The organism is uncultured Lentibacter sp., from assembly GCF_937123735.1.
Classification (GTDB): domain Bacteria; phylum Pseudomonadota; class Alphaproteobacteria; order Rhodobacterales; family Rhodobacteraceae; genus Lentibacter.
The window spans coordinates 195,491-219,630 of the sequence record NZ_CAKZKL010000028.1 but is presented as its reverse complement, the minus strand read 5'-3'; the positions used below and the strand labels follow the sequence as shown (position 1 = coordinate 219,630).

Below are 24,140 nucleotides of genomic sequence, written 5' to 3'. Positions count from 1 at the left end.
CCCCAAATATCCTCGCCGAAGGCGAAATCAGCCTTTGCCAAGCCGCGCCCAGCCCAGAAGGCAGATGATCTCCATCGCCACATGCGCCCCCGCAACCGCCGTGGCCCCCGTGGTGTCATAGGGCGGGGAAACTTCCACAACATCCCCCCCGACAATATTGATCCCCGCCAGATCGCGCAGAATATGCGCCGCCTGCGCCGAGCTTAAACCGCCCCAAACAGGGGTGCCGGTGCCAGGGGCAAAGGCGGGGTCCAGCCCGTCAATGTCAAAGCTGAGGTAAACGGGCCTGTCGCCGACAATCGCACGCGCCTTCTCGGCCACGGCAGCAGGGCCAATCGCATGCACTTCGCGCGCATCAATGATATTCACCCCCAGCGTGTCCTCATTGCTGGTGCGAATGCCGATCTGCACCGAGGTCTTGGGGTCGACAATCCCGCTCTTCACGGCTTTGTAAAACATCGTGCCATGGTCCACACGGCTCATGTCGTCATCCGCCCATGTGTCGGTATGCGCATCAAACTGGATGAGCGAGATAGGCCCGTATTTCTCCGCATAGGCCTTCAAAATCGGGAAACTGATGTAATGATCCCCCCCCAGCGCCACGCTCGCCGCACCGCTTGCCAGAATGGTGCGGATATGCGCGGTGAGCGCCTCGGGGAAGGCCGCAATATTGGCATAATCAAACGCCAGATCGCCGTAGTCGATTACGTTTATCTCATCCAGCGGATTATAGCCCCAGCCATAAGGCGCATCGGGGCTTTGCAGCGTGCTCGCCTCGCGAATGGCCCTCGGCCCCAGCCGCGTGCCGGGGCGGTTCGTCACCGCCTGATCAAAGGGAATGCCCGTGACAGCCACATCCACCGCACTCAAATCCTTGGTGTAACGGCGGCGCAAAAAAGACAGCGCCCCGCCAAAGCTGTTCTCAAAGCTCACCCCACGGTCGCTTGTGCGCGTGAAAGCCTCGTCTACAAAGTTCTTGCTGTCTTCCAATGCCATCTTGGGTCTCCGCTGGCCACAAGCACCCCGCTTTTTCGGGGGCTGTGGCGGGTGGGTGGGGCCGCAGCCCCCGAAAAAGCCTTAGCCGAGCGGTGCTGCCTTCTCAACCAGCCGCGCAAGGAAGGACGCGCCCACAGGCGCAATCTCGTCGTTAAAATCATAAGCAGGGTGATGCACCATCGCGCCCTCGCCATTGCCGACAAAGGCATAGACCCCCGGCCGCTCATTGAGCATATAGGAGAAATCCTCCGCCGCCATCATCGGCTTGGCCTCGGCATCCACCCGGCCCTCCCCGACAAGCTCACGCGCCACCTCGGCGGCAAAGGCGGTCTTCTCCGCGTCATTCACCGTCGCCGGGTAGCCGCGGTCATATTGCAAGCTTGCGCTCACCCCATAGCTTGCCGCCTGCCCCGCCACGATCTCGCCCATGCGCTGCTCCACCATGTCGCGCACATGGGCGTCAAAGCTGCGCACCGTCCCGCAGATGCGTGCCGTATCCGGGATGATATTCGTCGCCGTGCCGGTGTTGATCTGCGTCACCGAAACCACGAGGCGCTCCTGCGCATCATTGTTGCGGCTCACAATCGTCTGGATCGCCTGCACCATGCCCACAGCCGCAACCACAGGGTCGACGCTCTCATGCGGCATCGCGCCGTGCCCGCCCTTGCCTTGGATGTCGATATAAAAACTGTCCACCGCCGCCATGATCGGCCCGGCGACCATCGCCACCTGCCCCGCCTCAAGGCCGGGGCCGTTGTGAATGGCATAGACCTCGTCAATCCCGAAGCGCTCCATCATGCCTTCCTGCACCATGGCCTCGCCACCGCCGCCGCCTTCCTCGTCGGGCTGGAAAATTAGCACAGCCTTACCTTTGAAATTGCGGGTCTCCGCCAGATATTTCGCCGCGCCAAGCAGCATCGCCGTGTGCCCGTCATGGCCGCAGGCGTGCATCTTGCCGGGCGTTTTGCTGGCGTAGTCCAGCCCCGTGATCTCCTCCATCGGGAGCGCGTCCATGTCGGCTCTGAGGCCAATCACAGGCCCCGCGCCCTGCCCCTCGATCACGGCAACAACACCGCTCTCCGCCCAGCCCGTGCTGATCTCGGTGATGCCGAATTCGCGCAAGCGCGCCACAACAAACGCCGCCGTTTCATGGCAGTCGCGTCCCAGCTCGGGGTGCATATGGATATGCCGCCGCCAGGCCTTCATCTCCTCGGCAAACCCCGCAATACGGTTGATCACTGGCATGATGTCGTCTCCCTATTGATGCAGCGTCTCGATGAGCCGCGCAAAGAATGAAGCCCCGATGGGCGCTATCTCATCATTAAAATCAAACGCAGGGTGGTGTACCGAAGGCCCGATCCCCTGCCCGATAAAGTAAAACGCCCCGGGGCGCGCGTTGAGCATGTAAGAAAAGTCTTCAGCGCCCATTTCGGGCGGCAAATCGGTGATCACCAGCTCCTCGCCCACAACTTCCCGCGCCACGGCGGCGGATTTTTCCACCTGTGCCGCGTGGTTCACCGTCGCAGGGTAACTGCGCTCATAAACCACCTCGGCGCTCATCTCAAAGCTCGCCGCCTGCGCCGCTGCAATCTCCTGTATCCGCCGCTCCGCCAAGTCGCGGTTGGTTTCAGAAAATGTCCGCACCGTCCCGCTCAGCTTAATCTCGTCCGCAATGATATTGCTCGCCGTGCCGCCGTGAAACTGTGTGACAGAGACCACAATGGGGTCAATCGGGTCGGCATTCCGCGCCGCAATCGTCTGCAAGGCCAGCCCCGTGCTCATCGCGGCAATCATCGGGTCTTTGCAAGTATGCGGATAAGCGGCGTGCCCGCCCACCCCCTTTACGGTGATCTCCCATTCGTCAACCGCGGCCATGATCGGCCCGGCCACCGTGCGCAGCTCGCCCGCCTTGGCAAAAGGGTCGGTGTGAAGTGCGTAGACCTCATCAATCTGAAAGCGCTCCATCATGCCCTCTTCTACCATGATACGCCCGCCGCCAATCGCCTCTTCGGCAGGTTGGAAGATCAGCGCCACACGGCCCTTGAAGTTGCGCGTCTCGCTCAGATACTTCGCCGCGCCCAAAAGCATCGCGGTGTGTCCGTCATGGCCGCAAGCGTGCATCTTACCCGCAACTGTCGAAGCCCACTCCGCCCCCGTCTCCTCCTGCATCGGCAGCGCATCCATATCCGCGCGCAGCCCCGTGCAGGGCCCCTCGCCCGTGCCCTTGATGATCGCGACAACACCGGTCTTCGCAATCCCCTCATGGATTTCGTCCACACCAAACTCGCGCAACCGCTCCACCACAAACGCGGCGGTCTCGTGACAATCAAGCGCCAATTCCGGGTGCATATGAATATGGCGCCGCCAGCCTGCCATCTCCTCGGCAAAGCCTGCAATCCGATTTATCACCGCCATGTCTTGCGCCCCGTGCTGTCTGAGTTACCCTGCCACTCAACACCGAACAAAAGGCAGGCGCAATGGCTGACAACACCCTCATTCACACCCCCAACGGCGGCCTTGCGCGCCTGCGTGAAATCATGCGCGCCCTGCGCGATCCGGCCACAGGCTGCCCCTGGGATATCGAGCAGACCTTCGCCACCATCGCGCCCTACACCATCGAAGAGGCTTACGAGGTCGCCGATGCCATCGCGCGGCAAGACTGGGAGGAGCTCAAAGGCGAGCTGGGGGATCTCTTGTTTCAATCGGTCTTTCACGCCCAGATGGCCGAAGAGGCTGGCCTGTTTGATCTCGACGCCGTGGCTGACACCATGTCTGACAAAATGGTCGCGCGCCATCCACATGTCTTCGGCAGCGAGAGCCGCGATAAATCCGCCGAACAGCAAACCCGCGACTGGGAGGCCATCAAAGCCGAAGAGCGCGCCGAAAAGGCCGAGAAAGGCACGCTTGATGGCGTGGCGCTCGGCCTGCCCGCGCTCCTGCGGGCCCACAAGCTGCAAAAGCGCGCCGCCCGCGTGGGCTTTGACTGGCCCGATACGGGTCAGGTGCTTGAAAAGATCGTCGAGGAAGCCGCCGAGCTGGCCGAGGCCCGCGACACGCTCTCCCAAAGCGAGGTGGAAGAAGAGTTCGGCGATCTGCTCTTTGTCATGGCCAACCTCGCCCGGCATATGCGCGTTGAGCCAGAGGCCGCCCTGCGCGCCGCCAACGCCAAATTCACCCGCCGCTTCGCCTTTATTGAGGCCGAACTGGCCAAGAAGGGCAAGCGCCCCGAAGACAGCGACCTTGCCGAAATGGACGCGCTCTGGAACGCCGCCAAACAGGCCGAACGTGCGGCAAAATAAAACCTGATTTTTTTAATTGGGTATTGACCCGACAAAAAGAGTCGGGTTAATGCTGCTCCAACATCAACGGAGACCGCAATGCTTGATACAGCCAAAATATCCCTCGCCCTCACAGCTCTCGCAATCGCCACGCCCGCGCTTTCAGAAGAGGTCAACCTCTACAGCTACCGCCAACCCGAGCTGCTCAAGCCGCTGACCGACGCTTTCACCAAAGAAACGGGCATCGCCGTCAATGTCGCCTACCTGCAAAAGGGCATGGTCGAGCGCCTTCAGGCCGAGGGCGCGCGTTCACCGGCCGATCTGATTTTCACAGTCGATATCTCGCGCCTCTCTGCCGCCGTGCAAGCGGGCCTCACACAGCCCATCACAAGCGAAACGCTCATGGCAAATGTCCCTGACATCTACCATGACCCAGAGGGCCACTGGTGGGGCCTCACCACCCGGGCGCGCATCATCTATGCCAGCAAAGAGCGCGTGGCCGAGGGCGAGGTGACAACCTATGAAGACCTCGCCGACCCCAAATGGAAAGGCCGGATCTGCACCCGTTCAGGGACCAATGCCTACAACGTCGCCCTCACCTCCGCCGTCATCCACCACCATGGCGAAGAAGGTGCCAAAGCCTGGCTTGAGGGCGTCAAAGCCAATCTCGCGCGCAAGCCCCAAGGCAATGACCGCGCCCAGGTCAAGGCGATCTGGGCCGGCGAATGCGACATCGCCATCGGCAACACCTATTACATGGGCCAAATGCTCGCCGACCCGGAGCAAGCCGCCTGGGCCGAGAGCGTTGACATCGTCTTTCCCACATTTGAAGGCGCGGGCACCCATGTGAACATCTCCGGGGTGGCCATGACAAAAGCCGCGCCCAACAAGGACAACGCCCTGAAAATGATGGAGTTTCTCACCTCGCCCACAGCACAGGAAATCTATGCGAAAGCGAATTTCGAATATCCCATCGCCAAAGGCACAGAGGTTGACCCCTTGGTTGCCGGGTGGGGCAGCTTTGAAGCTGACAGCGTCAACCTGATGGCGCTCGCCCGTCTGCGCAACGCTGCGCTCAAGCTGACCGAAACCGTGGATTTTGACGGCTAAGCCACCACAACTGCGGCCCAACCGGCGCTCCCTCGCGGGCCGGTTGGGCCGCGCATCTTGCAAAGCAGGCCCAAAACCGGCATGACCGCTTTGAGCGCCACACGGGGCGCTGACGGGGCTGTGATGTATGAGTGATGATCTGATCTTGATCGCCACGGTGGCGGGTATCTTTTCGGTGATGGACTCTCTCACCACCCCCGCCGCCCGCACCCGGATGTCAGAGTATATTTTCGGGGTGCACGGCCTCACCGCCCGCCAGTTTGAAGACTCGCTCATGAGCCTCTGGCTCTCGCTGTTCATGCGCGGCGCAAAGGTGAGCTGGCTGCGCGCCAGCCTGCTGTCGGTCTTTATCACTCTTGTGATTGTGATGATCTCCTACGCCATCGGCGGGCGCGCCGCCGTGGTTGGCGATGGCAACCTGGCCGAAGTTCTGGCCGTGTTCTTCTGGATGAGCCTTTGCGGCGCGCCCATAGAATACCTCAACCTCAGGATCAGCAAATATATCTATATCACCCGGGGCGCCGGCTGGCCGATCTGGGCCAAACTCGGGGCCGATCTGGCCCTCTCCCTGGGAATCACCGGCCTCTCGCTGACCGCAATCTTTGTGCTCATCAACTCTTTCCCAAGCTGGATTTTCGAGCTTTGGAAGGTAAACAAAATGCTCTGGACAGCCTATGTCACAGCGCTGGTGGCCCCGCTTTTTTCTGTGGCAGCCTTCCTGGGGCTGCGCGCAGTGGTGCTGGCCGCCGGCGGGCTTGTGCGGGCCGTTTTGCTGGTGAGCAACATCAACCTTCATGCCGCCATGATGAGCAATGCGGCCAATGTTCCGCTGACCTATCTCGCCTTGCTGCTCATGGGGCTTTTCACCGCCGCCAAATGGCTTATTGCCCTGCTTGGCCCGCTTGTGGCTTAGGCTGGGCGCACAGAAGCCGCACCCCGTCCATCTGGGCCAGCGCTTGCAGATCCGCCGCATAACGCGCCTCCAGCCGGGCGCTTTGGGCGGCCTCAAACGCCGCAAACCCGCGCGGGCTGCGCGCCTCGGCGTAGCGGGCAATCACCTCTTGCCAGGCGGGCCGCTCAAGCCGCTGGCCCCCGTGATAGAGCTGTTGCAAATGCTCCAGCGCCGCATCCGTGGCGCTGGTGTTGAGCGCGCGCGCCGGCTCTTCAAACCGCGCCGCAGACCCGCCCACAAGCTCCGCCAGCAACGCGCGGCTTTGCCCGCGTGCGCCATAGTCCACCACCGTGAGTCGTGCCGGGCGCAGCACATTTTGCAACGCCTGAACCGTCTGCGGCCACCCCCCGGCAAAATCCGCCATCCTCTGGGCATAGTCAGAAAATGGCGGCACCGGATTGTCCTCGGCGTGCTTGCGATAGCCCGACACAAAAAGTGCCGCATAGGGGCGGATGACAAGCACCAGATGGGCCACTTCTGCGCCCACAGCCTCCAGCCCCCCCCGGAAGGCTTGCAACCGCCGCCGCCGGTTTGGATAAAGCCGCCCCTTGAAGTAATGCACGATCAGCCCCGGCAGGTTTTCCTCCGACAGGATGAGCTTCTGGCGCTGCGCGCTCAGATGGGCCTCCAAGGCCCGCTGCGTCTTTCTCACATACTCCGGCAAATGCTCGGCGCCCATCCGTGGCCGCGGCAAGCGCAGGCGCAGCGTTCCGCCCGGCGCGCCATCCCGCCCCGGATAGGCCAGATCATAGCCCTCCTCAGCAAGGCGCGCCCGGTTGAGCGCCAGGCACAGCTGAAAGCTCGATGTGCCGGTGCGATGCGCCCCAACGTGCAAATAAACCTTGCGCTGCATCCGCGCCCCCTCGTTACCCAAACCCGCGCCCGCGCGGGGTGACGCCAGTGTCTGCCAGCGGGCACAGAATTGCAACGCCGCGCTGGACAGTGGCGCGAAGTGTTGCGAAGCTGGCCCTCAGCCCCACAGCCAGAGATCCCCCATGAACGCGCGCAAAATCATCATCGACACCGATCCGGGCCAAGACGATGCCGTGGCCATCCTGCTTGCCCTTGCCAGCCCTCAAGAGCTTGAGCTCCTGGGCATCACCTGTGTGGCCGGAAATGTGCCGCTGCCGCTGACAACGCGCAACGCCCGCATCATCTGCGAGCTGGCCGGCAAGCCCGAAACCCGCATCTTCGCGGGCTGCGATGCCCCGCTTGAGCGCAAGCTCGTCACCGCCGAGCATGTCCACGGCAAAACAGGCCTCGACGGCCCCGTGCTGCCCGAGCCCACCATGCCGCTGCAAGCCCAACACGGCGTTGAGTTTATCATCGAGACGCTGCGCGCCGAGCCGTCGGGCACGGTCACGCTCTGCCCCCTCGGCCCGCTCACCAACATCGCGAGCGCTTTGCAAAAGGCCCCCGATATCGCCCCGCGCATCGCCGAAATCGTGCTCATGGGCGGCGCTTACTTTGAGGTCGGCAACATCACGCCCGCCGCCGAATTCAACATCTATGTTGATCCGCAAGCCGCTGATATCGTGTTCAAATCCGGTGCGCCTCTCACGGTCATGCCGCTTGATGTCACCCACAAAGCGCTGGTGACCCAAGAGCGCAACGATGCCTTCCGCGCCCTTGGCACGCCTGTTGGCGTGGCCGTGGCCGAGATGACCGAATTTTTCGAGCGCTATGACCGCGAGAAATACGGCTCCCCCGGCGCGCCGCTGCATGACCCGTGCGTGACGGCCTATCTCCTTCAGCCCGATCTCTTCACAGGCCGCCACATCAACGTCGCGGTGGAAACACACTCAGAGCTTACCCTCGGCATGACGGTGGCCGACTGGTGGCGCGTCACCGACCGCGCGCCCAACGCCACCTTCATGGGCGATATCAACGCCGAGGGCTTCTTTGCCCTGCTCACAGAAAGGCTCGCCCGCCTATGAACCTCTTGCATCTCGCGCGCCCCGAAGACATCGACACGCTCCAGCCGCTCGTGGCGCGCTTTCATGCCCACCACGGCATTGCCCAGAGCGATGAGGAGCGCCGCGCCGCCGTTCTGCCGCTGCTGGAGGGCATCCCCCACGGCATGGCCTACCTCATCGGTCCGCGCAAAGCCCCCGTGGGCTATATCATCATTTCACTGGGCTATTCCGTCGAGCTGGGCGGGATAGAAGGCTTTGTCGATGAATTCTTCATCCGCGAAAAGGTGCGCGGCCGCGGCATGGGCAGCGAGGTGCTCACGACCCTTCTGCCCGCGCTGAAAGACCATGGCATCAAGGCGCTGCACCTTGAGGTGGCGCGCGAGAACGAAAGCGCGCAACGGCTCTACAAACGCGCAGGCTTTGAGCCGCGCGACGGCTACATGCTCATGACACGCACGCGCTAGAGGCCCGCTGGCTTGGGCTTGCGGTTGATCAAAAACAGCCCCACAGCCACAAGGCACAGCCCGCCGATGATCTCGATGCCGATGGTTTCTCCCAGCAAAAGCCAGCCCAGCGCCACGCCGCAGACAGGCGAGAGAAAGCTGAACGAGGCCACGCCCGAGGCCGGATAAACCTTAAGCAGCATGAACCAGATCAGATAGCCAAAACTCGCCACCGCCAACACCTGAAACCCCAGCCCCGCCCAATGGATCGGGGCCAGCTCGCGCGTCAGCGGGCCAAAGAGCGGCGCAAGGGCAAAAAGCAACAGCATCGACACACCCAGCTGCCACAAAAGCTGCACCTCGGGCGGTTCGCTTGAGACGCGGTTGAGCCTGAGCACAAGCGCAATCCCGCCCCAGCCGAGCGCAGCGCCCAGAGCCAGAAAATCGCCCGCAAGGCTCGCCTCTGCGCCCCCGTAAGGCTTGGCCAAGACCCAGATCACCCCGGCCATCGCCAGCATGAGGCCCAGCGCGCGCGCCGGCCCCATGCGCTCGCCGGGCAGCACAAAATGCGCCACCAGCGTGAGCCAGACCGGCATGGAATAAAAGATGATCGAGGCACGCGACACCGTGGTGTAATCGAGCGCAAGGTAGAGGCAGACAAACTCGAAAGTAAACAAAACCCCCAGCAACAGCCCCGGCCCCAGCAAATCGCGGCGAATGCCGTGATGCAGCCCGCGATACCGCATCCACGCCAGCATCACGAGAAACGCCAGCGCCGAGCGCAGCGCAGCCATGAATACGGGCTGAAAGCCCCCGTTGCTCACCTTGATCACAACCTGGTTGAGCCCCAGCACAAGCGCAAAAGCCGTGAGCGCCAAGGCACCCGCAAGGTCAATATGTGGTTTGCGGTCCATCGCTGCATCTGCCCAGCCGCGCAGAGGAAGGTCAAGAGGCGGGCGCATCTTTTCATCCACAGCAGAAGCGCCTAGGCTTGCGCAGTATGTGCCACCCGAACGGACCCAAGAGATGACAGCTCTGACAGATTACCTCGTGCTGGATGTGTTCACCGACTCCCCCTTTGGCGGCAACCAGCTCGCCGTGATCCCGAAGGCCAGCGCCCTGCCCGAAGAAGCGTTGCAAAAGATCGCCCGCGAGTTCAATTTTTCGGAAACCGTGTTTCTCTACCCGCCCAAAGACGCCGCCCATACCGCGCGGCTGCGTATCTTCACCCCGACCATGGAGATCCCCTTCGCAGGCCACCCCACCGTGGGGGCTGCCGTGGCGCTCGCAGAGATGGGCCATGGCCCCGATATGGTGCTGGAGCTGGGCGTCGGCCCTCTGGCCGCCCATGCCAGCCCGCGCGAAGCCTCCTTCACAACAGCCGTGCCACTTGAGGTGCTGGCCCACCCGCCCGTGGCGCTGGTGGCGCGTGCGCTCGGCCTGCCCGAAACGGCCATCACCAGCCACATCCACGCCCCCGCGCTGGCCAGCCTCGGGCTGCCCTTCACGCTGACAGAGCTCGCCAGCCGCGAAGCGCTCGCCGCCTGCGTGCCCGAAACCGCCGCCTTCCGCGAGGGCGCGGCAGAGTTCCAAACTGCGCTCGACTTCGCCCAATTCGCCTATGTGCGCACTGGCAACACCGTGCACGCGCGCATGTTTGCGCCGCTCGACAATATCCCCGAAGACCCCGCCACAGGCTCCGCCTGCGCCACGCTTGGGGCCTATCTGGCCGATCTTTACGCCGAGCCGCTCACCCTGACCATCTGGCAGGGCGAGGATATGGGCCGCCCCTCCCACATCAAGGTCAAGGCCGATGACAGCGGCGTCACCATCACCGGTGCAGCCGTCAAAACCATGGAGGGGCAACTCATCCTCTGAACCCGCAGGGCGCGCGCCTCTGGCCAACTGCGCCCTGCTCGGATAAACCGCGCCAAAGCCAGAACGAGCGAGACCATGAGCGATACGATTATTTCCCGCTGCGAAGCCAAAGGCCTGCGCATGACCGGCCAGCGCCGCACCATCGCCAGCGTGCTGCAAGACAGCGACGACCACCCCGATGTGGAAGCGCTCTACGCCCGCGCCGCCGCTCTGGACGCCGGGATCTCGATTGCCACGGTCTACCGCACAGTGAAGCTCTTTGAAGAGGCCGGTATTCTGGACAAGCTCGAATTCGGCGATGGCCGCGCGCGCTATGAAGACGCCGAGCGCGACCACCACGACCACCTGATTGATATGAACTCTGGCGCAGTCATCGAATTTGTCGATGAAGAGATCGAGGCGCTGCAAGAGCGTATCGCCGAGAAACTGGGCTACCGCCTCAAGGGCCACCGCCTTGAGCTCTACGGCGTGCCGATCAAGAAAGACAGCTAAGCCCGTCGCTGCGGGGGCAAGACCCTGTGCACCCGACTTTCTTAACATGCGAAAGACCTTGCACTGCTGTCCGCTTTCGCTGAAAGGTGGCGGGTAACTTTTGCGGATCCCCCCATGAACAACCTGCGCGGCATTCTTCTTCTGACAGCGGCCATGGCTGCCTTTGCTGTGGAAGACAGCTTCATCAAACATCTGACGCTGACCCTGCCGCGCTGGCAGATTTTTCTGTGGCTGGGCGGCGCATCGGCGCTGGTGTTTGGCGGCCTTGCGCGGCTGCAAGGGGTGAATGTCTTTGCCCGCCGCTACCGCACACGGGTGATTTTCTGGCGCACGCTGGCCGATACGCTGGCGGCTTCGGCCTTTATCACCGCGCTCTGGCTGGTGCCGCTTTCCACCGTGGCGGCGGTGTTTCAGGCAACTCCGCTGGCCATCACCCTGGGCGCAGCGCTTTTTATGGGCGAACAGGTCGGCTGGCGGCGTTGGGCCGCGATCCTGACGGGCTTTCTGGGCGTGTTGATCATCATCCGCCCCGGCCTTGAGGGCTTTAACCCCGCAGCGCTCTTTGTGCTGGTGGCGGTGGGCGGGATTGCCGCGCGCGACCTGCTCACCCGGCTGGTGCCGGCCAACACCTCGTCGATGGTGGTGTCCTTTTACGGCGCGGCCTCTTTTGTGCTGGCGGTGCCCTTGCTGATGCTGGCCGGCGAGCCCGCTGTCGCGCTGAGCCGCACAACCGGGCTCTACCTTGCGATCGGTGTCTTCTTCGGGATTATCGGATATTACATGATCGTTGTGGCCATGCGGCTGGGGGAGGCCTCGGCCATCATGCCGTTTCGCTACACGCGGCTCTTGTTCTCCATCGTGCTGGGATACATCGTCTTTGACGAATCACCGGATGCACTCACCTATCTGGGGGCCGTGCTGATCATTGCCTCCGGGCTCTATACGGTGTTGCGCGAGCGTAAGCTGGCCCGGCACGCCCGCGCGTCTGGCGAGCCGATCTAGGGGATCGAATTTGGCTGCGCCAAATCCGACCCGTGGGGGGCTCGCCCCCCAGCGTCAAAAGCCTTTGGGCTTTTCACGCCTCCCCCCAGAGTATTTTGCCAAGAAAAAGCCCGAAGGGGTTGCGCCAAAACGCCCATGTTGGCGCTACCGTCCTTGCGCGTGGCGCTCAAGCGCCTATGAACAGCACAACGCAACCAGAGGGATCATCCTGCCATGAGCATCATCATCGACATTCACGCCCGCGAGATTCTTGACAGCCGCGGCAACCCCACTGTTGAGGTGGATGTTGTGTTGGAAGACGGCAGCATGGGGCGCGCGGCCGTGCCTTCGGGGGCCTCGACGGGCGCTTATGAAGCCGCCGAGAAGCGCGACGGCGACACGCGCCGCTATATGGGCAAGGGCGTGCTGGAGGCCTGCGCCTCGGTCAATGGCGAGATCGCCGAAGCGCTCATCGGCATGGACGCCACCGAGCAGGAGCTGTTGGATGCGGTCATGATCGAGCTTGATGGCACGCCCAACAAATCCCGACTGGGGGCGAACGCAATTTTGGGCGTGTCCTTGGCTGCGGCCAAGGCAGCGGCGGATGTCTGTGCGCAACCTCTGTTTCGCTATGTCGGGGGCACCTCTGCGCGCACCCTGCCTGTGCCCATGATGAACATCATCAATGGCGGGGAACACGCCGACAACCCCATCGACATTCAGGAATTCATGATCATGCCGGTGAGTGCGGGCAACATCCGCGACGCCATTCGCATGGGCGCGGAAGTCTTTCACACGCTCAAGAAAGAGCTCTCCGCCGCAGGCCTCGCCACGGGTGTGGGCGATGAAGGCGGCTTTGCCCCCAATATCGCCAGCACCCGCGAGGCGCTTGATTTCATTCTGAAGTCCATCGAGAAAGCCGGATATAAGGCGGGTGAAGACATCTACCTCGCGCTCGACTGCGCCGCGACAGAATACTTCAAGGGCGGCAAATACGAGCTCGCCGGCGAAGGCAAATCGCTCACCCCAGAGGAAAATGTCGACTACCTCGCCGCCCTCTGCGCCGACTACCCGATCATCTCGATCGAAGACGGCTGCTCGGAAGATGACTGGGAGGGCTGGAAGGCGCTCACCGACAGGCTCGGCGAGAGCGTGCAGCTTGTGGGCGACGACCTTTTTGTCACCAACCCCGAGCGGCTCGCCATGGGAATCGAGCGCGGCTGCGCCAACTCCATGCTGGTGAAGGTGAACCAGATCGGCACGCTGTCGGAAACGCTCAAGGCCGTCGATATGGCCCACCGCGCGCGCATGACCAATGTCATGTCGCACCGCTCGGGCGAAACCGAAGATGCCACCATCGCCGACCTCGCCGTGGCCACCAATTGCGGCCAGATCAAAACCGGCTCGCTCGCACGCTCGGACCGGCTGGCGAAATACAACCAGCTCATCCGCATTGAAGAACAGCTTGGCGAATCCGCGCTCTATGCGGGCCGCTCGATCCTTAAATAATCGGCCTCAAAGCTTAAGCCGCCGTTCGCCTGCTTTACGAACGGCGGCTTTTTTGTGCGCGCTCAAAAGCTGTTTGGGCGGTGCACGCAAAGTGCACGGGGTGTGCACGCTTTTCACCCCCCCGATTCTTTAGATTCTGGATGTGTTAACGCGCTCAGATCTGGGTGATGTCGTAGCCGTAAAGCCAGTCAAACTGGCGCAGCATCGCCCGCGGCGCAACCGCCCCGCCAAGGCGCAAAACGCTGTGCGCCGCAAAGCGCAGAGGCCCGAAACTGAGGTGGTATTTGCGCGCATTGCCCGTGGCGGTGCGCACCACTTTTTGCGCCCGCGCCGCGCGCAGCTGCTGATAGGCGGCGAGCCCCTCTTGCAAGCCATCTGCCCCCGCAAGAGACTGCGCCAGACCATAGGCATCCTCCAGCGCCATCACGGCCCCCTGCGCCAGGAACGGCAGAGTCGGATGGGCGGCATCGCCCAACACAGCCAGGCTCTGCCCATGCCAGCGCGCCGCCACCTCATGGCGAAACAACCCCCAGTAATGCACGCTCTGCACGGCGGCCAACATCGCCTGCGCCTCGGGTCCAAAATCGTGAAACGCCGCCCGCAGATTGGCAGGGCTGTCGGCCAGCGTCCAGCTTTCGGCCACCCAGCTCTGCTGCTCTTGGACCGCCACCAGATTGACCCGCGCCCCGCCACAAATCGGATAGCTCACAAGATGCCGCCCCGGCCCCATATGCACCTGCACGTCGCTGCGCCGCCCCCAAAGGTTGGGCACCGTCGCACGCCAGGCCGCATGGCCGGTGAAAAACGGCTCTGACGGCCCGTTGAGCGCCGGGCGCACCCGCGAATGCACACCATCACAGCCCACCACAAGCGCCGCCTCCCGCCGCGCACCGCCGCGCAGAATAACCTGCCCCACAGCGCCGTCCTCAACAGCCTCAACCTTCTGCAAAAGCTGGATTTTCACACCGGCCGCCCGCGCGCCCTGCGCCAGCAAATCAATCAGATCGGCGCGGTGAACAAAGTAATATTTATGGGGCGAAAGCTGGGTCAGATCCAGATCCAGCACCGCCCCGCCCCGGTAGTCTTTCAAAGCCACAGTGTCAGCCAATACCGCGCCGCCCGCCTCAAGCTCGGCCTCCAGCCCCAAAGCACGCAGCACCGCCAGCCCGTTGGGCGAAATCTGAATCCCCGCGCCCACCTCGGTGATCTCTGCGGCCTGCTCAAGCACCGTCACATCGGCCCCGCGCAACGCCAGCGCACGCGCCACAGCCAATCCGCCGATTCCCGCGCCAATCACAATCACCTTAAGACCGTCGAGCATCCCTCATCTCCCAACAAAAAAGCGCCGGAACCACCGCTCCGACGCCCATTCTTCTCTTCGCCCCCACAGAGCTCAATCGTCGCGGTGCACTTTTTCGCGCCGCTCATGGCGCTCCTGCGCTTCCAGGCTCATGGTGGCAATCGGGCGCGCATCCAGCCGCTTGAGCGAAATCGGATCGCCCGTCACCTCGCAATAGCCAAACTCGCCTTCATCAATCCGGCGCAGAGCAGAATCGATCTTGGAGACAAGCTTGCGTTGGCGGTCGCGGGTGCGCAGCTCAAGGGCGCGGTCTGTCTCTTCAGAAGCACGATCCGCAGAATCAGGAATGTTGCGCGTGCTTTCTTGCAAGCCTTCAATGGTGTCGCGGCTGCCCTCAAGCAATTCTTCACGCCAAGATGTCAATTTGCGACGAAAATACTCAAGCTGAAGGTCATTCATAAAAGGTTCATCCTCGGCAGGACGGTAATCTTCAGGTAGAAAAAGCTCAGCTTTCATTTCCTTTTCCTCTGCTTTTGAGCGCGTCAATGACACGGGTTTCTCCTTCAGTGCGCGCTTCTTATGCGCCGCTGATACTCCGAAGAAAGCTGTTTGTCACTACCCCATAACATCAGATTGCGGTGAAATTGCCTCTCAGGTAGTTTGCCCGCGAAGACTTCAAACAACAGGGCCAGCCGCAGATGAAATTTCACGGAACCGACGCTTATATCGCCACAGATGATCTGAAAACAGCCGTCAACGCCGCTGTCACATTGGAACGCCCCTTGCTGGTCAAGGGCGAGCCAGGCACAGGCAAAACCGAGCTGGCCCGCCAGGTCGCCAAAGCGCTCGGCATGAAAATGATCGAATGGAACATCAAATCCACCACCAAAGCGCAGCAGGGGCTTTATGAATATGATGCCGTCTCGCGGCTGCGCGACAGCCAGCTTGGCGAGGCGCGCGTGCATGATGTGAGCAACTACATCAAAAAGGGCAAGCTCTGGGAGGCGTTCACCTCCGAGGAGCGCGTGGTGCTGCTGATTGATGAGGTCGACAAGGCCGACATCGAATTCCCCAACGACTTGCTGCAAGAGCTCGATAGGATGGAGTTCCACGTCTACGAAACAGGCGAAACCATCCGCGCCCAGAACCGCCCGGTGATCATCATCACGTCCAACAACGAGAAAGAACTCCCCGACGCCTTCCTGCGCCGCTGCTTCTTTCACTACATCCGCTTCCCCGATATGGACACCATGCGCCAGATCGTCGAGGTGCATCACGCCGGCATCAAGGAACAGCTCCTGACAACCGCGCTCACACAATTTTATGAAATTCGCGATCAGGCGGGCCTGAAGAAAAAGCCCTCCACCTCCGAGGTGCTCGACTGGCTCAAGCTGCTGCTCGCCGAAGACCTCACGTCCGAAGACCTCAAACGCGATGGCAAAAACGCCCTGCCCAAGCTGCACGGCGCACTCCTCAAAAACGAGCAAGACGTGCACCTCTTCGAGCGCCTCGCCTTCATGGCTCGTCAACAACGCTGACAACGCCCCCGAAGCCGTCCGTCCTCCCTTTCTTATTGCCACAAATATCCCGGGGGGATGATTCAAAAGCCCAAAGGCTTTTGAATCTGGGGGGCTGGCCCCCCAGCTGTCCGCTGCTCTGGGGCCGACTCCGCGCAGCAAGTGCGCTCTGTCGGTTCCGCGCGCTAAGCGCGCTATAGGCAGCGTCCCCAGCGGGTCGCCGTCAGCCGAAAATCTCCACCAAATGCAAAAAACGCCCGCGAAATCTCGCGGGCGTTTTTAGTTTCAAATCGGGCAAATATTTTTGCAAACGTGCGGTTTACGCGCCCTTAACCTGCACCGAGTTATTCTCTTCAAGCTTGATCGTGCCCTGTTTGCGAATGTGGTTCTCCACCACATCCCAGATCTGCGGGCCTTCCGTGCCCTCGTTGACGCTGGCCCAGCCCGCGACAACATAGTTTTTCGCCGGATCAATCGCTTCGCCCGTCTTCAAGAGGGTCATATCGCTGATGCGCTCGCCCTGGGGCTTGCTCACGTCGATCTTGTAGCCCATGCCGCCGATGCGGACCATGTCGCCACCCTGCTGGTAGTAGGGGTCTGGGTTGAACAGGTTGTCGCCCACATCCTCAAGGATCACCTTGATGAATTCACCGGTCATCTCGCTGCGGTAGGCTTCCCCGTAAGTCATTGACGTTACGTTCCAAATATCTTCCCGCGTGATCTCCTGGCCGGGCAGAATGCTTGGCCCCCAACGCACACCAGGGCTCATGGCGATATCGGCTTCGCGCTCCGAAATCAGCGCGTTGCAAATGAGATCGTCCCAGGAGCCGTTGAAGTTTCCGCGGCGGTAAAGCAGCGAGTCTGTTGTCCCGATCACTTCTTTGAGCTTGTCCTCATAAGGCGCGCGCTGCGCATCAATCAGCGCCGCAACCTCTTGATCTGGCGTGATAACATCCGAGAAAATCGGGATCAGCTTGTGGCGGATGCCCTTCATCTCGCCGTCGCGCACATCAAGGTCCACACGGCTCACAAACTTGCCGTTGGAGCCGGAGGCCACAATATGGGTTTTGCCAACCAGCACAGGCTCGGGCAGCGCATCATGGGTGTGGCCTGACAGGATCACGTCAATGCCCTCCACGTTTGCGGCCATTTTCTTGTCCACATCAAACCCGTTGTGGCTCAGCACCACAACCAGCTCGGCGCCTTGCTCGCGCACTTCCTGCACCATCGCGGCCATATTGTCTTCGCGGATGCCGAAGGAGTATTCGGGGAACATCCAGCGTGGGTTGGCAATCGGCATGTAAGGGAAGGCCTGCCCGATCACGGCAACCTTCACGCCGCCGCGCTCAAAGAACTTGTAAGGCTTGAAGAGCTCGGCCGGCTCGTCCCATTCCGCGTCAAAAATATTCTGCCCAAGCGAGGTAAACGGCAGGCTCGAGACAAGCTCATTCACCCGCTCCGAACCCAGCGTAAACTCCCAGTGGAAGGTCATCGCATCGGGCTTGAGCGCGTTCATCACGTTGACCATATCCTGCCCCTCGGTCTGGTAGCAGGTGTAGGAGCCATGCCATGTGTCGCCCCCGTCCAGAAGCAGCGCATCAGGGCGGTCAGCGCGGATCGCGTTGATCACAGTCGCCACACGGTCCAGCCCGCCAACACGGCCATATTGTTGGGCAAGCGAGGTAAAGTCGTTATATGTCAGGGCGTAAGCTGAAGGTGAGCCATCGGCAATGCCATAAAGCTTGCGGAACTCGGCGCCCGTGATATGCGGCACATGGCCGTTGTTGACACCCACACCAATGTTCACTTCCGGCTCGCGGAAATAGATCGGCTTCATCTGGGCATGAATATCCGTGACGTGAATAAGGCTCACATTGCCGTAGGTTTCAAACTCCAGAAGCTGGTCTTGCGTCAGCGCCTGCTGCGCCGCCAAACGGGCCCAATTGCCAAAGCCGCTCGCACCGTAAAGTGCCGAAGCGGCCATTGAGACTTGCAGAAAATCGCGACGGGAGATCATGGCAGGGGAACCCTTCTTCTGGCATCAGACTGGCAACATATGCATAAAATCTAATGCGTTTTGACAAATTAAAGCCCGCACCCCAAAAGGAATGCGGGCTTCGGTTGTTTAGTTGCGGACTGACGGACCTTCGACCGACAGACCATTGCCGCGGCTGGCGACATAAAGCTCAAGCGCCACAAACTCGGGGCTGCCGGGGCTGAATGTTTCCGCGCGGGTGTCGCGCACGCAGCCTTTGAAGCGGCTGTGAACACCATTGAGCTTGGCGTTTTTCAAACGATAGGTCGGGAAGCCGTTGATCTGGCCCTGGCTCAAGTGGTCGGCCCGGATCATATTGCCATAGTTGTCTTCATGGCAATTGGCGCACGACAGCTCAAGCTGGCCTGTGCGGGTGTAATAGAGCTCTTTGCCCATTTCCCAGGTTGCCTGCGCCGGGCCGTCGATGGCCACATTCACAGGCAGACCGCGCGAAACAGATGCGAGCAGCGCTTCCATGGGAATGGAGCCGCCCTTGTCTGTTTTCCAGGGCTTCGCGCCCATGCGGTTCTCACGGCAGTCGTTGACTTGCATTTGCAGCGTGCGCACTTCGCCTGCCGCTTCGTTCCACTTGGGATAAACAGGGCGCACGCCGGCCATCGCCTCAGGCGATCCATGACAGCTTGCACAGGATTTGCCCTCACTGCCGTCCACTGCATTCCAAATTTCAACCCCCTGCTCGACAAACATCATGCCGGGGTTGTCAAAGTCATCGGCCTGCATCGCCTGGGTTTCATCCGAGCGGAAATGCCAGCCTGACATAACCTCGTCAACAGCATCTGCAAGATGCGCAGGCGCTGCTGTTTTTGTTACCATTTCTATTTCTTCGTTGATCACCAGCGTATCATCATCTGGGTCCGCCATGCCGAGTGTTGGCAAGGCCAACGCAACCGCGCTGATCAGTGACAGTGTCTTGAAGTTCATGCGTTCCTCCCTTGGAAAGCACCTTGCCCTTCTGCGGGGCAAGGCGCCTCTGCCTGTTGATCAGGCGATTTTGACTGACTTGCTGTCTTCGTAGACCGAACCATCATCATCATACCAGGTGAACTTGAAATCACCGGCTTCCGGAACAGTTGCTTCGAATTCGAAGTAAGGGTTTGTAGAAATCGCCGGAGCAAGTTCTACGTCAATCACCAACGCGCCGTTAAATTCGGCGGTAAAACGGTTGATGATCGAGCGCGGGATCTTGTTGCCGTCGCTGTCTTTGCGCTGGCCTGATTCCATCTTGTGGCTGATCAGAGTCTTGATCGTCACCACTTCACCAGCGGCCGCCGACTTGGGCGCTTTGACGCGGGGTTTTACACCATCTGCCATGTTTTTCGTCTCCTCTGATTAGCCGCCGCAGCCGCCAATTGTCACTTTAACTGTCTGGCTCGCACGGGCAAAGCTGCCATCGGCAAGCTTGGCAACAGCCACAACATCCTGTGTGCCAGCAAGGCGGATGCGTGTGGATGCGCTCTGGCTGCCTGAAAGCGTGCCAAAATTGAAGGTCGCCACATCAGGCGTCGGGTTGCCAGCGGCCAGCAGCAGGATTGCCTGCGCGCCTTCGGCCGAAACACTGACCGGCACAGTATTGCCGTTTTCAGCGATTTCGGGGGCTGTCAGCGTTACACCGCCGTCAGCCACATCCGCGCCACCTGTAAACGCTGCAATCATGTCGTCCGCAGCCGCTGTGGCCTGGAACGGCAGAATTGTCAGGGCAACAGCACCCGCCCCGAGGGCCAGCGTATCACGTCGTGAGAATTCCATCTCTATCTCCTTTTACGTCTCTCTCAAAGCGCCCCAGCAAGCTGGCTCACTCTTCTTTCAGTGTCATAAGGTATGCCACAACATCTTCGATCTGCTGGGCGCTCAAAAGCGGGTCAAGCGGTCCGTCTGGCGCCTTGCCTGTATAGGCGTTGCCAGGACGGGTGAACCCGTCAACACGGTAATAGGCGGGCATGACCGTGCCTTCGAATGTCAGTTTTGAATTGCTCAGAATGCCGCGCAACTCGGCCTCCGTCCAGCGGTCCGCCACGCCATCAAGGGCGGGGCCGACATTGCCCGGAAACGCGACATCGGGCAGCGAGCTGATCACATGACAAGCGACACAATTGCCTTTGCTGCGATTGGCATAGACATCAATGCCCCCTTCCACAGAGCCGGGCGTGCCGCTCAGTGATTTTTCGACTGCGCCATATTCTGTATAAACGACATCTGCCGGTGCGACTGTTTCGGCGAAGGCCGTTCCAGCTGTCAGCGTTGCCGCCAATGCGAGTGTTGTGAACCTCATACTTCCTCCCTGGGCTACCCGTGTTCTCAAGCTAGGTTAGCTTTGCATACCGTAGTGGACCGCTCGCAGACTCGCAACAACAAATTCACGAAAATGAATTTACGCAAAACAGAGCCTTCCAAGGCCCTGTGGTCTCTTGTGAGCCAACAGCCGGAATTTCAGTCCGAAAGTTGCGTCTCCAACCGGCGTGCGTGATATTTTTGAAAAGGCTCGCCCGTTTCATAGCCCTTCTCTTTCACCCAGGTCAGCATGTTGAGGGTCGTCCATTTGCCAAAGGCCCCCGGCACCTGCGCAACCGCCGCGCGCGGCGCGCTTGTGGCCTCGGGCACCGCTTCGGGGAAATAGATCATCAAGGGCGTGAAAAGCGCGCCCCACTTTTGCACCATCTCTTTCTCAGGCAGGGTCTCGCCATCAAAATCGGTCACCTCAACATCTCCGAACATGTTGATCTGAATGACGAAATAATTTTCCCGGATATAGGCATCAATGGCCGGTTCGATGAAAACCTCTTCGTGCATCTTCTTGCAATAGATACAGCCACGCTGCTCAATGATGATTGCCAGGCGCTTGCCTTCGGCGTTGGCTTCAGCAAGATCTTCCCGCAGATCCTTGAAGGTGTCGCGCATCCATGAGGCTTTGTGCAGCCCGTCATCGCCCAGCTCAGCCGCCTGAAGCGGCAGCGCCAAACAGAGCGTGGTCAATAGTGCCAGAATAGGTCTCATTTTAATCTCCCCAGTATCGTCTCTCCGGTGCCTAATGGCTTCTGTCTTTTGCGGCGCAGCCCTCACCCGAGCGATTGAAAGCTGGGAAAGAGCTCGATCATCCAATTGGCGATCATGTTGACCGAATTGGTGGCGATGAGAATCGCAAAGACGATCAGCATGATGCCCATGACTTTCTCAACATGCCCCTGATAGGCGCGGAACCGCGCCATGAAGGCCAGAAAAGGCCGGGCAAAAAACGCCGCCACCACAAATGGCGCCGTCATTCCGAGGCCAAAGCACATCAGCAACACCCCGCCCCGCCAGACTTCGCCCATTCCGCTGGCAATAAACAGGATAGAGGCCAGAACGGGGCCGACACAGGCCGTCCAGCCAAATCCGAAGGCCAACCCCATCAGATAGGCGCCCAAAACGGTTGAGGGGTCCGCTTTGCTCTCCATACGCGCCTCGCGATAGAGAAACCCGATCCGGATAACCCCAAGAAAATGCAGCCCAAACAGGAAAATCACCGCCGCCGCCAGATAAGACAGCGGCTCCTTGAACTGCGCAAAGGCCTGCCCCAGCGCCGTGGCTCCCAGCCCCAGCAGCATGAAAATCGTCGTCACACCAAGCGCAAACATAGCCGCCGACACGACCAGCCGGCGCTGCGCACCCGGCGCAATATCGCCGTCGCCGCGCAGCTCGCTCATGGAAAGCCCGGCCATATAGCTGAGATAAAAAGGCACCATCGGCAGAATGCAGGGCGTGAAAAACGCCACGAACCCCGCGAGCATCGCGCCCCAATAGGTGATTTCCCCGAGCATGGCCTGCGATCCTTGTAAAATTTACATATTCAGATTATGTTGAGTGTAATTCAAACAGTCAATGATGATGCCATGCTGACCCGTCTTTTTGCCGCTCTGGCAGCTCTTGTGTTTCTGGCGGGACAGGCCGTTGCCGTTGAACTCGTGATGGTCGAGCAAAAGGGCTGCGCGCATTGCGAAACATGGCACAGCGAGATCGGCCCGATTTATCCCAAAACCGCTGAGGGGGCCTTTGCGCCCCTGCGGGTGGTCAATATCCGCGAGGGCACCCCCGAAGGGCTGCGCTTTGCCCGCCCTGCCGTTTTCACGCCCACTTTCATTTTGGTGGAGAATGGCGTAGAAATTGGCCGCATAGAGGGTTACCCGGGCGAAGATTTTTTCTGGGGTTTGCTGGAAATGATGTTAAAGGCCAAAACCAATTACACAAAACCCGCCGAAACAGCCGCGGGAAACTAGACATTCAGGGCCAAGCCCCGCCAAAGGAGACCCGATGGGACTTCCACAATTCAGCGATGATCTCAGCGACGCAGAGCTCGACAAATTCATGGACAATGCCACCAAGGCGTCCAATTTTCTGAAAACCGTGAGCCACGAGGGCCGCCTGATGATCCTCTGTCATCTGGTGACGGGCGAAAAATCCGTGACCGAGCTGGAGAGCCTGCTCTCAGCGCGTCAGGCCGCCGTGAGCCAGCAGCTCTCGCGCTTGCGTCTGGAAGGCCTTGTCGTGCCGCGCCGCGAGGGCAAGGCTATCTTCTACCGTCTGGCAGACAATCGCCCCAAGCGTGTCTTGGAGCTTGTTTATGAACTATTTTGCGACGACGATAGCGAGGCGTAAACTCTGTATCCGCTCTGGGGAGGGTGTGTGATGCTTGAAATGATCTCGGAAAACAGCTTCGTGACGCTGGCAGGCGTTTTTGGCGGCGTGCTTCTCGGGCTTGCTGCGCGGCTCGGGCGCTTTTGCACGCTCGGGGCCATCGAAGACACGCTCTACGGCGACGACACCCTGCGCCTGCGCATGTGGTTTCTGGCCATAGGTGCCGCAATTGCCGGCACTTTTGCTCTTTCGGGGGCCGGGCTGGTGCCGCTGGAAGACAGCTTTTATCTCTCGATCGCCTGGATGCCGCTCGCCTCTATCTCGGGCGGATTGATGTTCGGCTATGGCATGGCGCTGACAGGCAGCTGCGGCTATGGCGCGTTGGCCCGTCTGGGCGGGGGCGATATGCGCGCCTTTGTCGTGGTGCTTGTGATGGGCGTCTCCGCCTACGCGGTGCTGGCCGGCCCGCTGGCCTATCTGCGCATCTGGGTGTTTCCGCAGGGCATGGCCACAACCCCGCCAGGGCTGGCGCATTTTCTCGCTGCACAAACCGGGTTGGCCCCTGCCACATTGGGCATCACCCTCGGCTTGGCGATAGCCTTGGCGGCGCTTTGCTCTTCGGGGTTTCGCAAAAGCCCGGCCTCGGCTTTCTGGGCGCTTGTGGTGGCGGGCGCAATCGTCAGTGGCTGGGCTGCCTCCGGCTATATCGCACAGAATGGCTTTGGCGCATTTCCCGTGGTGTCGCACAGCTACTCTGCCCCGGTTGGCGAGGCGCTGCTTTACGCGATGACCGCTTCAGCCGGGCTGCCGTCCTTTGCGGTCGGTTCGGTTGGCGGGGTGCTGCTGGGCGCCTTCGCCGGCTCGCTCATCAAGGGCCACTTCCGCTGGGAAGCCTGTGAAGATCCCCGCGAGCTGCGCCGCCAGATTCTGGGTGCGGCGCTGATGGGCGCCGGCGCGGTTTTGGCCATGGGCTGCACAGTTGGCCAGGGGCTCTCGGCCTTTTCCACGCTCAGCTATTCCGCCCCTGTCACCTTTACGGCTGTGTTTGCGGGGGCGGCCTTCGGGTTGCGCCAGCTGATTGAAGGGTTCCAGCCGGCCGAATAA

At 60.9% G+C, this 24,140-nt stretch carries 27 protein-coding genes; 13 read left to right on the top strand and 14 right to left on the bottom strand.

The annotated features are described in order from the left end of the window. Positions 1–27: 27 nt before the first annotated feature. The 3 genes from speB to Q0478_RS08485 form a co-directional block, all read right to left on the bottom strand. Complete coding sequence (speB, locus tag Q0478_RS08495; RefSeq protein WP_298678314.1) at positions 28–996, bottom strand: agmatinase; 969 nt, start codon at positions 994–996, stop codon at positions 28–30. Between the two features lie 81 nt (positions 997–1,077). Further along, complete coding sequence (locus Q0478_RS08490) at positions 1,078–2,241, bottom strand: M20 aminoacylase family protein (RefSeq protein ID WP_298678311.1); 1,164 nt, start codon at positions 2,239–2,241, stop codon at positions 1,078–1,080. A 12-nt stretch (positions 2,242–2,253) separates the two neighbouring features. Next, positions 2,254–3,411 (bottom strand): M20 aminoacylase family protein, encoded by a 1,158-nt coding sequence (locus Q0478_RS08485; RefSeq protein ID WP_298678308.1) that lies wholly within the window; start codon positions 3,409–3,411, stop codon positions 2,254–2,256. Between the two features lie 62 nt (positions 3,412–3,473). On the opposite strand from Q0478_RS08485, the gene mazG reads away from it, so the two are divergent. The 3 genes from mazG (at position 3,474) to Q0478_RS08470 (ending at position 6,297) form a co-directional block, all read left to right on the top strand. Next, on the top strand, positions 3,474–4,295 hold the full coding sequence (gene mazG / locus Q0478_RS08480; RefSeq protein ID WP_298678305.1) for a nucleoside triphosphate pyrophosphohydrolase: 822 nt from the start codon (positions 3,474–3,476) through the stop codon (positions 4,293–4,295). 78 nt (positions 4,296–4,373) lie between these two features. After that, positions 4,374–5,384, top strand: coding sequence for a Fe(3+) ABC transporter substrate-binding protein (locus tag Q0478_RS08475; RefSeq protein WP_298678303.1), 1,011 nt, complete (start codon positions 4,374–4,376; stop codon positions 5,382–5,384). A 127-nt stretch (positions 5,385–5,511) separates the two neighbouring features. Beyond that, positions 5,512–6,297 carry a hypothetical protein gene (locus Q0478_RS08470; RefSeq protein WP_298678300.1) on the top strand — a complete coding sequence of 262 codons (786 nt, stop codon included), beginning with the start codon at positions 5,512–5,514 and terminating at the stop codon, positions 6,295–6,297. Here Q0478_RS08470 and Q0478_RS08465 read toward each other — a convergent pair. Next, entirely contained in the window at positions 6,266–7,189 is a 924-nt protein-coding gene (locus tag Q0478_RS08465; RefSeq protein WP_298678297.1) for a hypothetical protein, read from the bottom strand. The two genes, Q0478_RS08470 and Q0478_RS08465, sit on opposite strands and share 32 nt — an antisense overlap. 142 nt (positions 7,190–7,331) lie before the next feature. Between Q0478_RS08465 and Q0478_RS08460 the strand changes: the two genes are divergently transcribed. Beyond that, positions 7,332–8,273 (top strand): nucleoside hydrolase, encoded by a 942-nt coding sequence (locus Q0478_RS08460; protein WP_298678295.1) that lies wholly within the window; start codon positions 7,332–7,334, stop codon positions 8,271–8,273. Continuing rightward, on the top strand, positions 8,270–8,716 hold the full coding sequence (locus Q0478_RS08455) for an N-acetyltransferase (RefSeq protein ID WP_298678293.1): 447 nt from the start codon (positions 8,270–8,272) through the stop codon (positions 8,714–8,716). The genes Q0478_RS08460 and Q0478_RS08455 overlap by 4 nt, the downstream gene beginning before the upstream one ends. Here Q0478_RS08455 and Q0478_RS08450 read toward each other — a convergent pair. Then, on the bottom strand, positions 8,713–9,657 hold the full coding sequence (locus Q0478_RS08450) for a DMT family transporter (protein ID WP_366914909.1): 945 nt from the start codon (positions 9,655–9,657) through the stop codon (positions 8,713–8,715). The genes Q0478_RS08455 and Q0478_RS08450 overlap by 4 nt on opposite strands. A 64-nt stretch (positions 9,658–9,721) precedes the next feature. On the opposite strand from Q0478_RS08450, the gene Q0478_RS08445 reads away from it, so the two are divergent. The 4 genes from Q0478_RS08445 to eno all read left to right on the top strand — a co-directional run bounded on the left by Q0478_RS08445 (position 9,722) and on the right by eno (position 13,555). Next, a complete protein-coding gene (locus Q0478_RS08445) occupies positions 9,722–10,573 on the top strand; it encodes a PhzF family phenazine biosynthesis protein (protein ID WP_298678290.1) in 852 nt (283 codons plus the stop codon). Between the two features lie 75 nt (positions 10,574–10,648). Beyond that, positions 10,649–11,065, top strand: a complete 417-nt coding sequence (locus Q0478_RS08440) for a Fur family transcriptional regulator (protein WP_298678287.1) — start codon at positions 10,649–10,651, stop codon at positions 11,063–11,065. 114 nt (positions 11,066–11,179) lie between these two features. After that, positions 11,180–12,067: a DMT family transporter gene (locus Q0478_RS08435; RefSeq protein WP_298678286.1), complete on the top strand. Its 888-nt coding sequence runs from the start codon at positions 11,180–11,182 to the stop codon at positions 12,065–12,067. A 213-nt stretch (positions 12,068–12,280) separates the two neighbouring features. After that, positions 12,281–13,555, top strand: a complete 1,275-nt coding sequence (eno, locus tag Q0478_RS08430; RefSeq protein WP_298678283.1) for a phosphopyruvate hydratase — start codon at positions 12,281–12,283, stop codon at positions 13,553–13,555. Between the two features lie 154 nt (positions 13,556–13,709). Here the strand turns inward: eno and Q0478_RS08425 are convergent, their stop codons facing one another. After that, positions 13,710–14,876, bottom strand: a complete 1,167-nt coding sequence (locus Q0478_RS08425) for an FAD-dependent monooxygenase (RefSeq protein WP_298678280.1) — start codon at positions 14,874–14,876, stop codon at positions 13,710–13,712. A gap of 72 nt (positions 14,877–14,948) precedes the next feature. After that, positions 14,949–15,371 (bottom strand): RNA polymerase-binding protein DksA, encoded by a 423-nt coding sequence (gene dksA / locus Q0478_RS08420; RefSeq protein ID WP_298678626.1) that lies wholly within the window; start codon positions 15,369–15,371, stop codon positions 14,949–14,951. 182 nt (positions 15,372–15,553) lie between these two features. Here dksA and Q0478_RS08415 point away from each other — a divergent pair, with 182 nt between their 5' ends. Next, the gene (locus Q0478_RS08415; protein ID WP_298678278.1) at positions 15,554–16,393 is read left to right on the top strand and encodes a MoxR family ATPase; all 840 of its coding nucleotides are present in this window, start codon (positions 15,554–15,556) and stop codon (positions 16,391–16,393) included. Between the two features lie 298 nt (positions 16,394–16,691). Here Q0478_RS08415 and soxB read toward each other — a convergent pair whose 3' ends face one another. From soxB to Q0478_RS08380, 7 genes are all read right to left on the bottom strand, one after another. Further along, complete coding sequence (gene soxB / locus Q0478_RS08410; RefSeq protein ID WP_298678275.1) at positions 16,692–18,389, bottom strand: thiosulfohydrolase SoxB; 1,698 nt, start codon at positions 18,387–18,389, stop codon at positions 16,692–16,694. 108 nt (positions 18,390–18,497) lie between these two features. Continuing rightward, a complete protein-coding gene (gene soxA, locus Q0478_RS08405; protein WP_298678272.1) occupies positions 18,498–19,349 on the bottom strand; it encodes a sulfur oxidation c-type cytochrome SoxA in 852 nt (283 codons plus the stop codon). Positions 19,350–19,409: 60 nt separating this feature from the next. Then, the gene (soxZ, locus tag Q0478_RS08400) at positions 19,410–19,739 is read right to left on the bottom strand and encodes a thiosulfate oxidation carrier complex protein SoxZ (protein WP_298678269.1); all 330 of its coding nucleotides are present in this window, start codon (positions 19,737–19,739) and stop codon (positions 19,410–19,412) included. 18 nt (positions 19,740–19,757) lie between these two features. Beyond that, positions 19,758–20,174, bottom strand: coding sequence for a thiosulfate oxidation carrier protein SoxY (gene soxY / locus Q0478_RS08395; RefSeq protein ID WP_298678266.1), 417 nt, complete (start codon positions 20,172–20,174; stop codon positions 19,758–19,760). A 46-nt stretch (positions 20,175–20,220) separates the two neighbouring features. Continuing rightward, positions 20,221–20,697, bottom strand: a complete 477-nt coding sequence (gene soxX, locus Q0478_RS08390; RefSeq protein ID WP_298678263.1) for a sulfur oxidation c-type cytochrome SoxX — start codon at positions 20,695–20,697, stop codon at positions 20,221–20,223. A gap of 158 nt (positions 20,698–20,855) precedes the next feature. Further along, positions 20,856–21,419: a thioredoxin family protein gene (locus Q0478_RS08385; RefSeq protein ID WP_298678260.1), complete on the bottom strand. Its 564-nt coding sequence runs from the start codon at positions 21,417–21,419 to the stop codon at positions 20,856–20,858. A 62-nt stretch (positions 21,420–21,481) separates the two neighbouring features. Then, positions 21,482–22,222: a cytochrome c biogenesis protein CcdA gene (locus tag Q0478_RS08380; protein WP_298678257.1), complete on the bottom strand. Its 741-nt coding sequence runs from the start codon at positions 22,220–22,222 to the stop codon at positions 21,482–21,484. 72 nt (positions 22,223–22,294) lie between these two features. On the opposite strand from Q0478_RS08380, the gene Q0478_RS08375 reads away from it, so the two are divergent. The 3 genes from Q0478_RS08375 to Q0478_RS08365 are packed head-to-tail and all read left to right on the top strand — an operon-like array spanning position 22,295 to position 24,140. Then, the gene (locus Q0478_RS08375) at positions 22,295–22,678 is read left to right on the top strand and encodes a thioredoxin family protein (protein WP_298678254.1); all 384 of its coding nucleotides are present in this window, start codon (positions 22,295–22,297) and stop codon (positions 22,676–22,678) included. 34 nt (positions 22,679–22,712) lie between these two features. Next, positions 22,713–23,057 carry a helix-turn-helix transcriptional regulator gene (locus tag Q0478_RS08370; RefSeq protein WP_298678251.1) on the top strand — a complete coding sequence of 115 codons (345 nt, stop codon included), beginning with the start codon at positions 22,713–22,715 and terminating at the stop codon, positions 23,055–23,057. A 30-nt stretch (positions 23,058–23,087) separates the two neighbouring features. Continuing rightward, positions 23,088–24,140, top strand: coding sequence for a YeeE/YedE family protein (locus tag Q0478_RS08365; protein ID WP_298678247.1), 1,053 nt, complete (start codon positions 23,088–23,090; stop codon positions 24,138–24,140).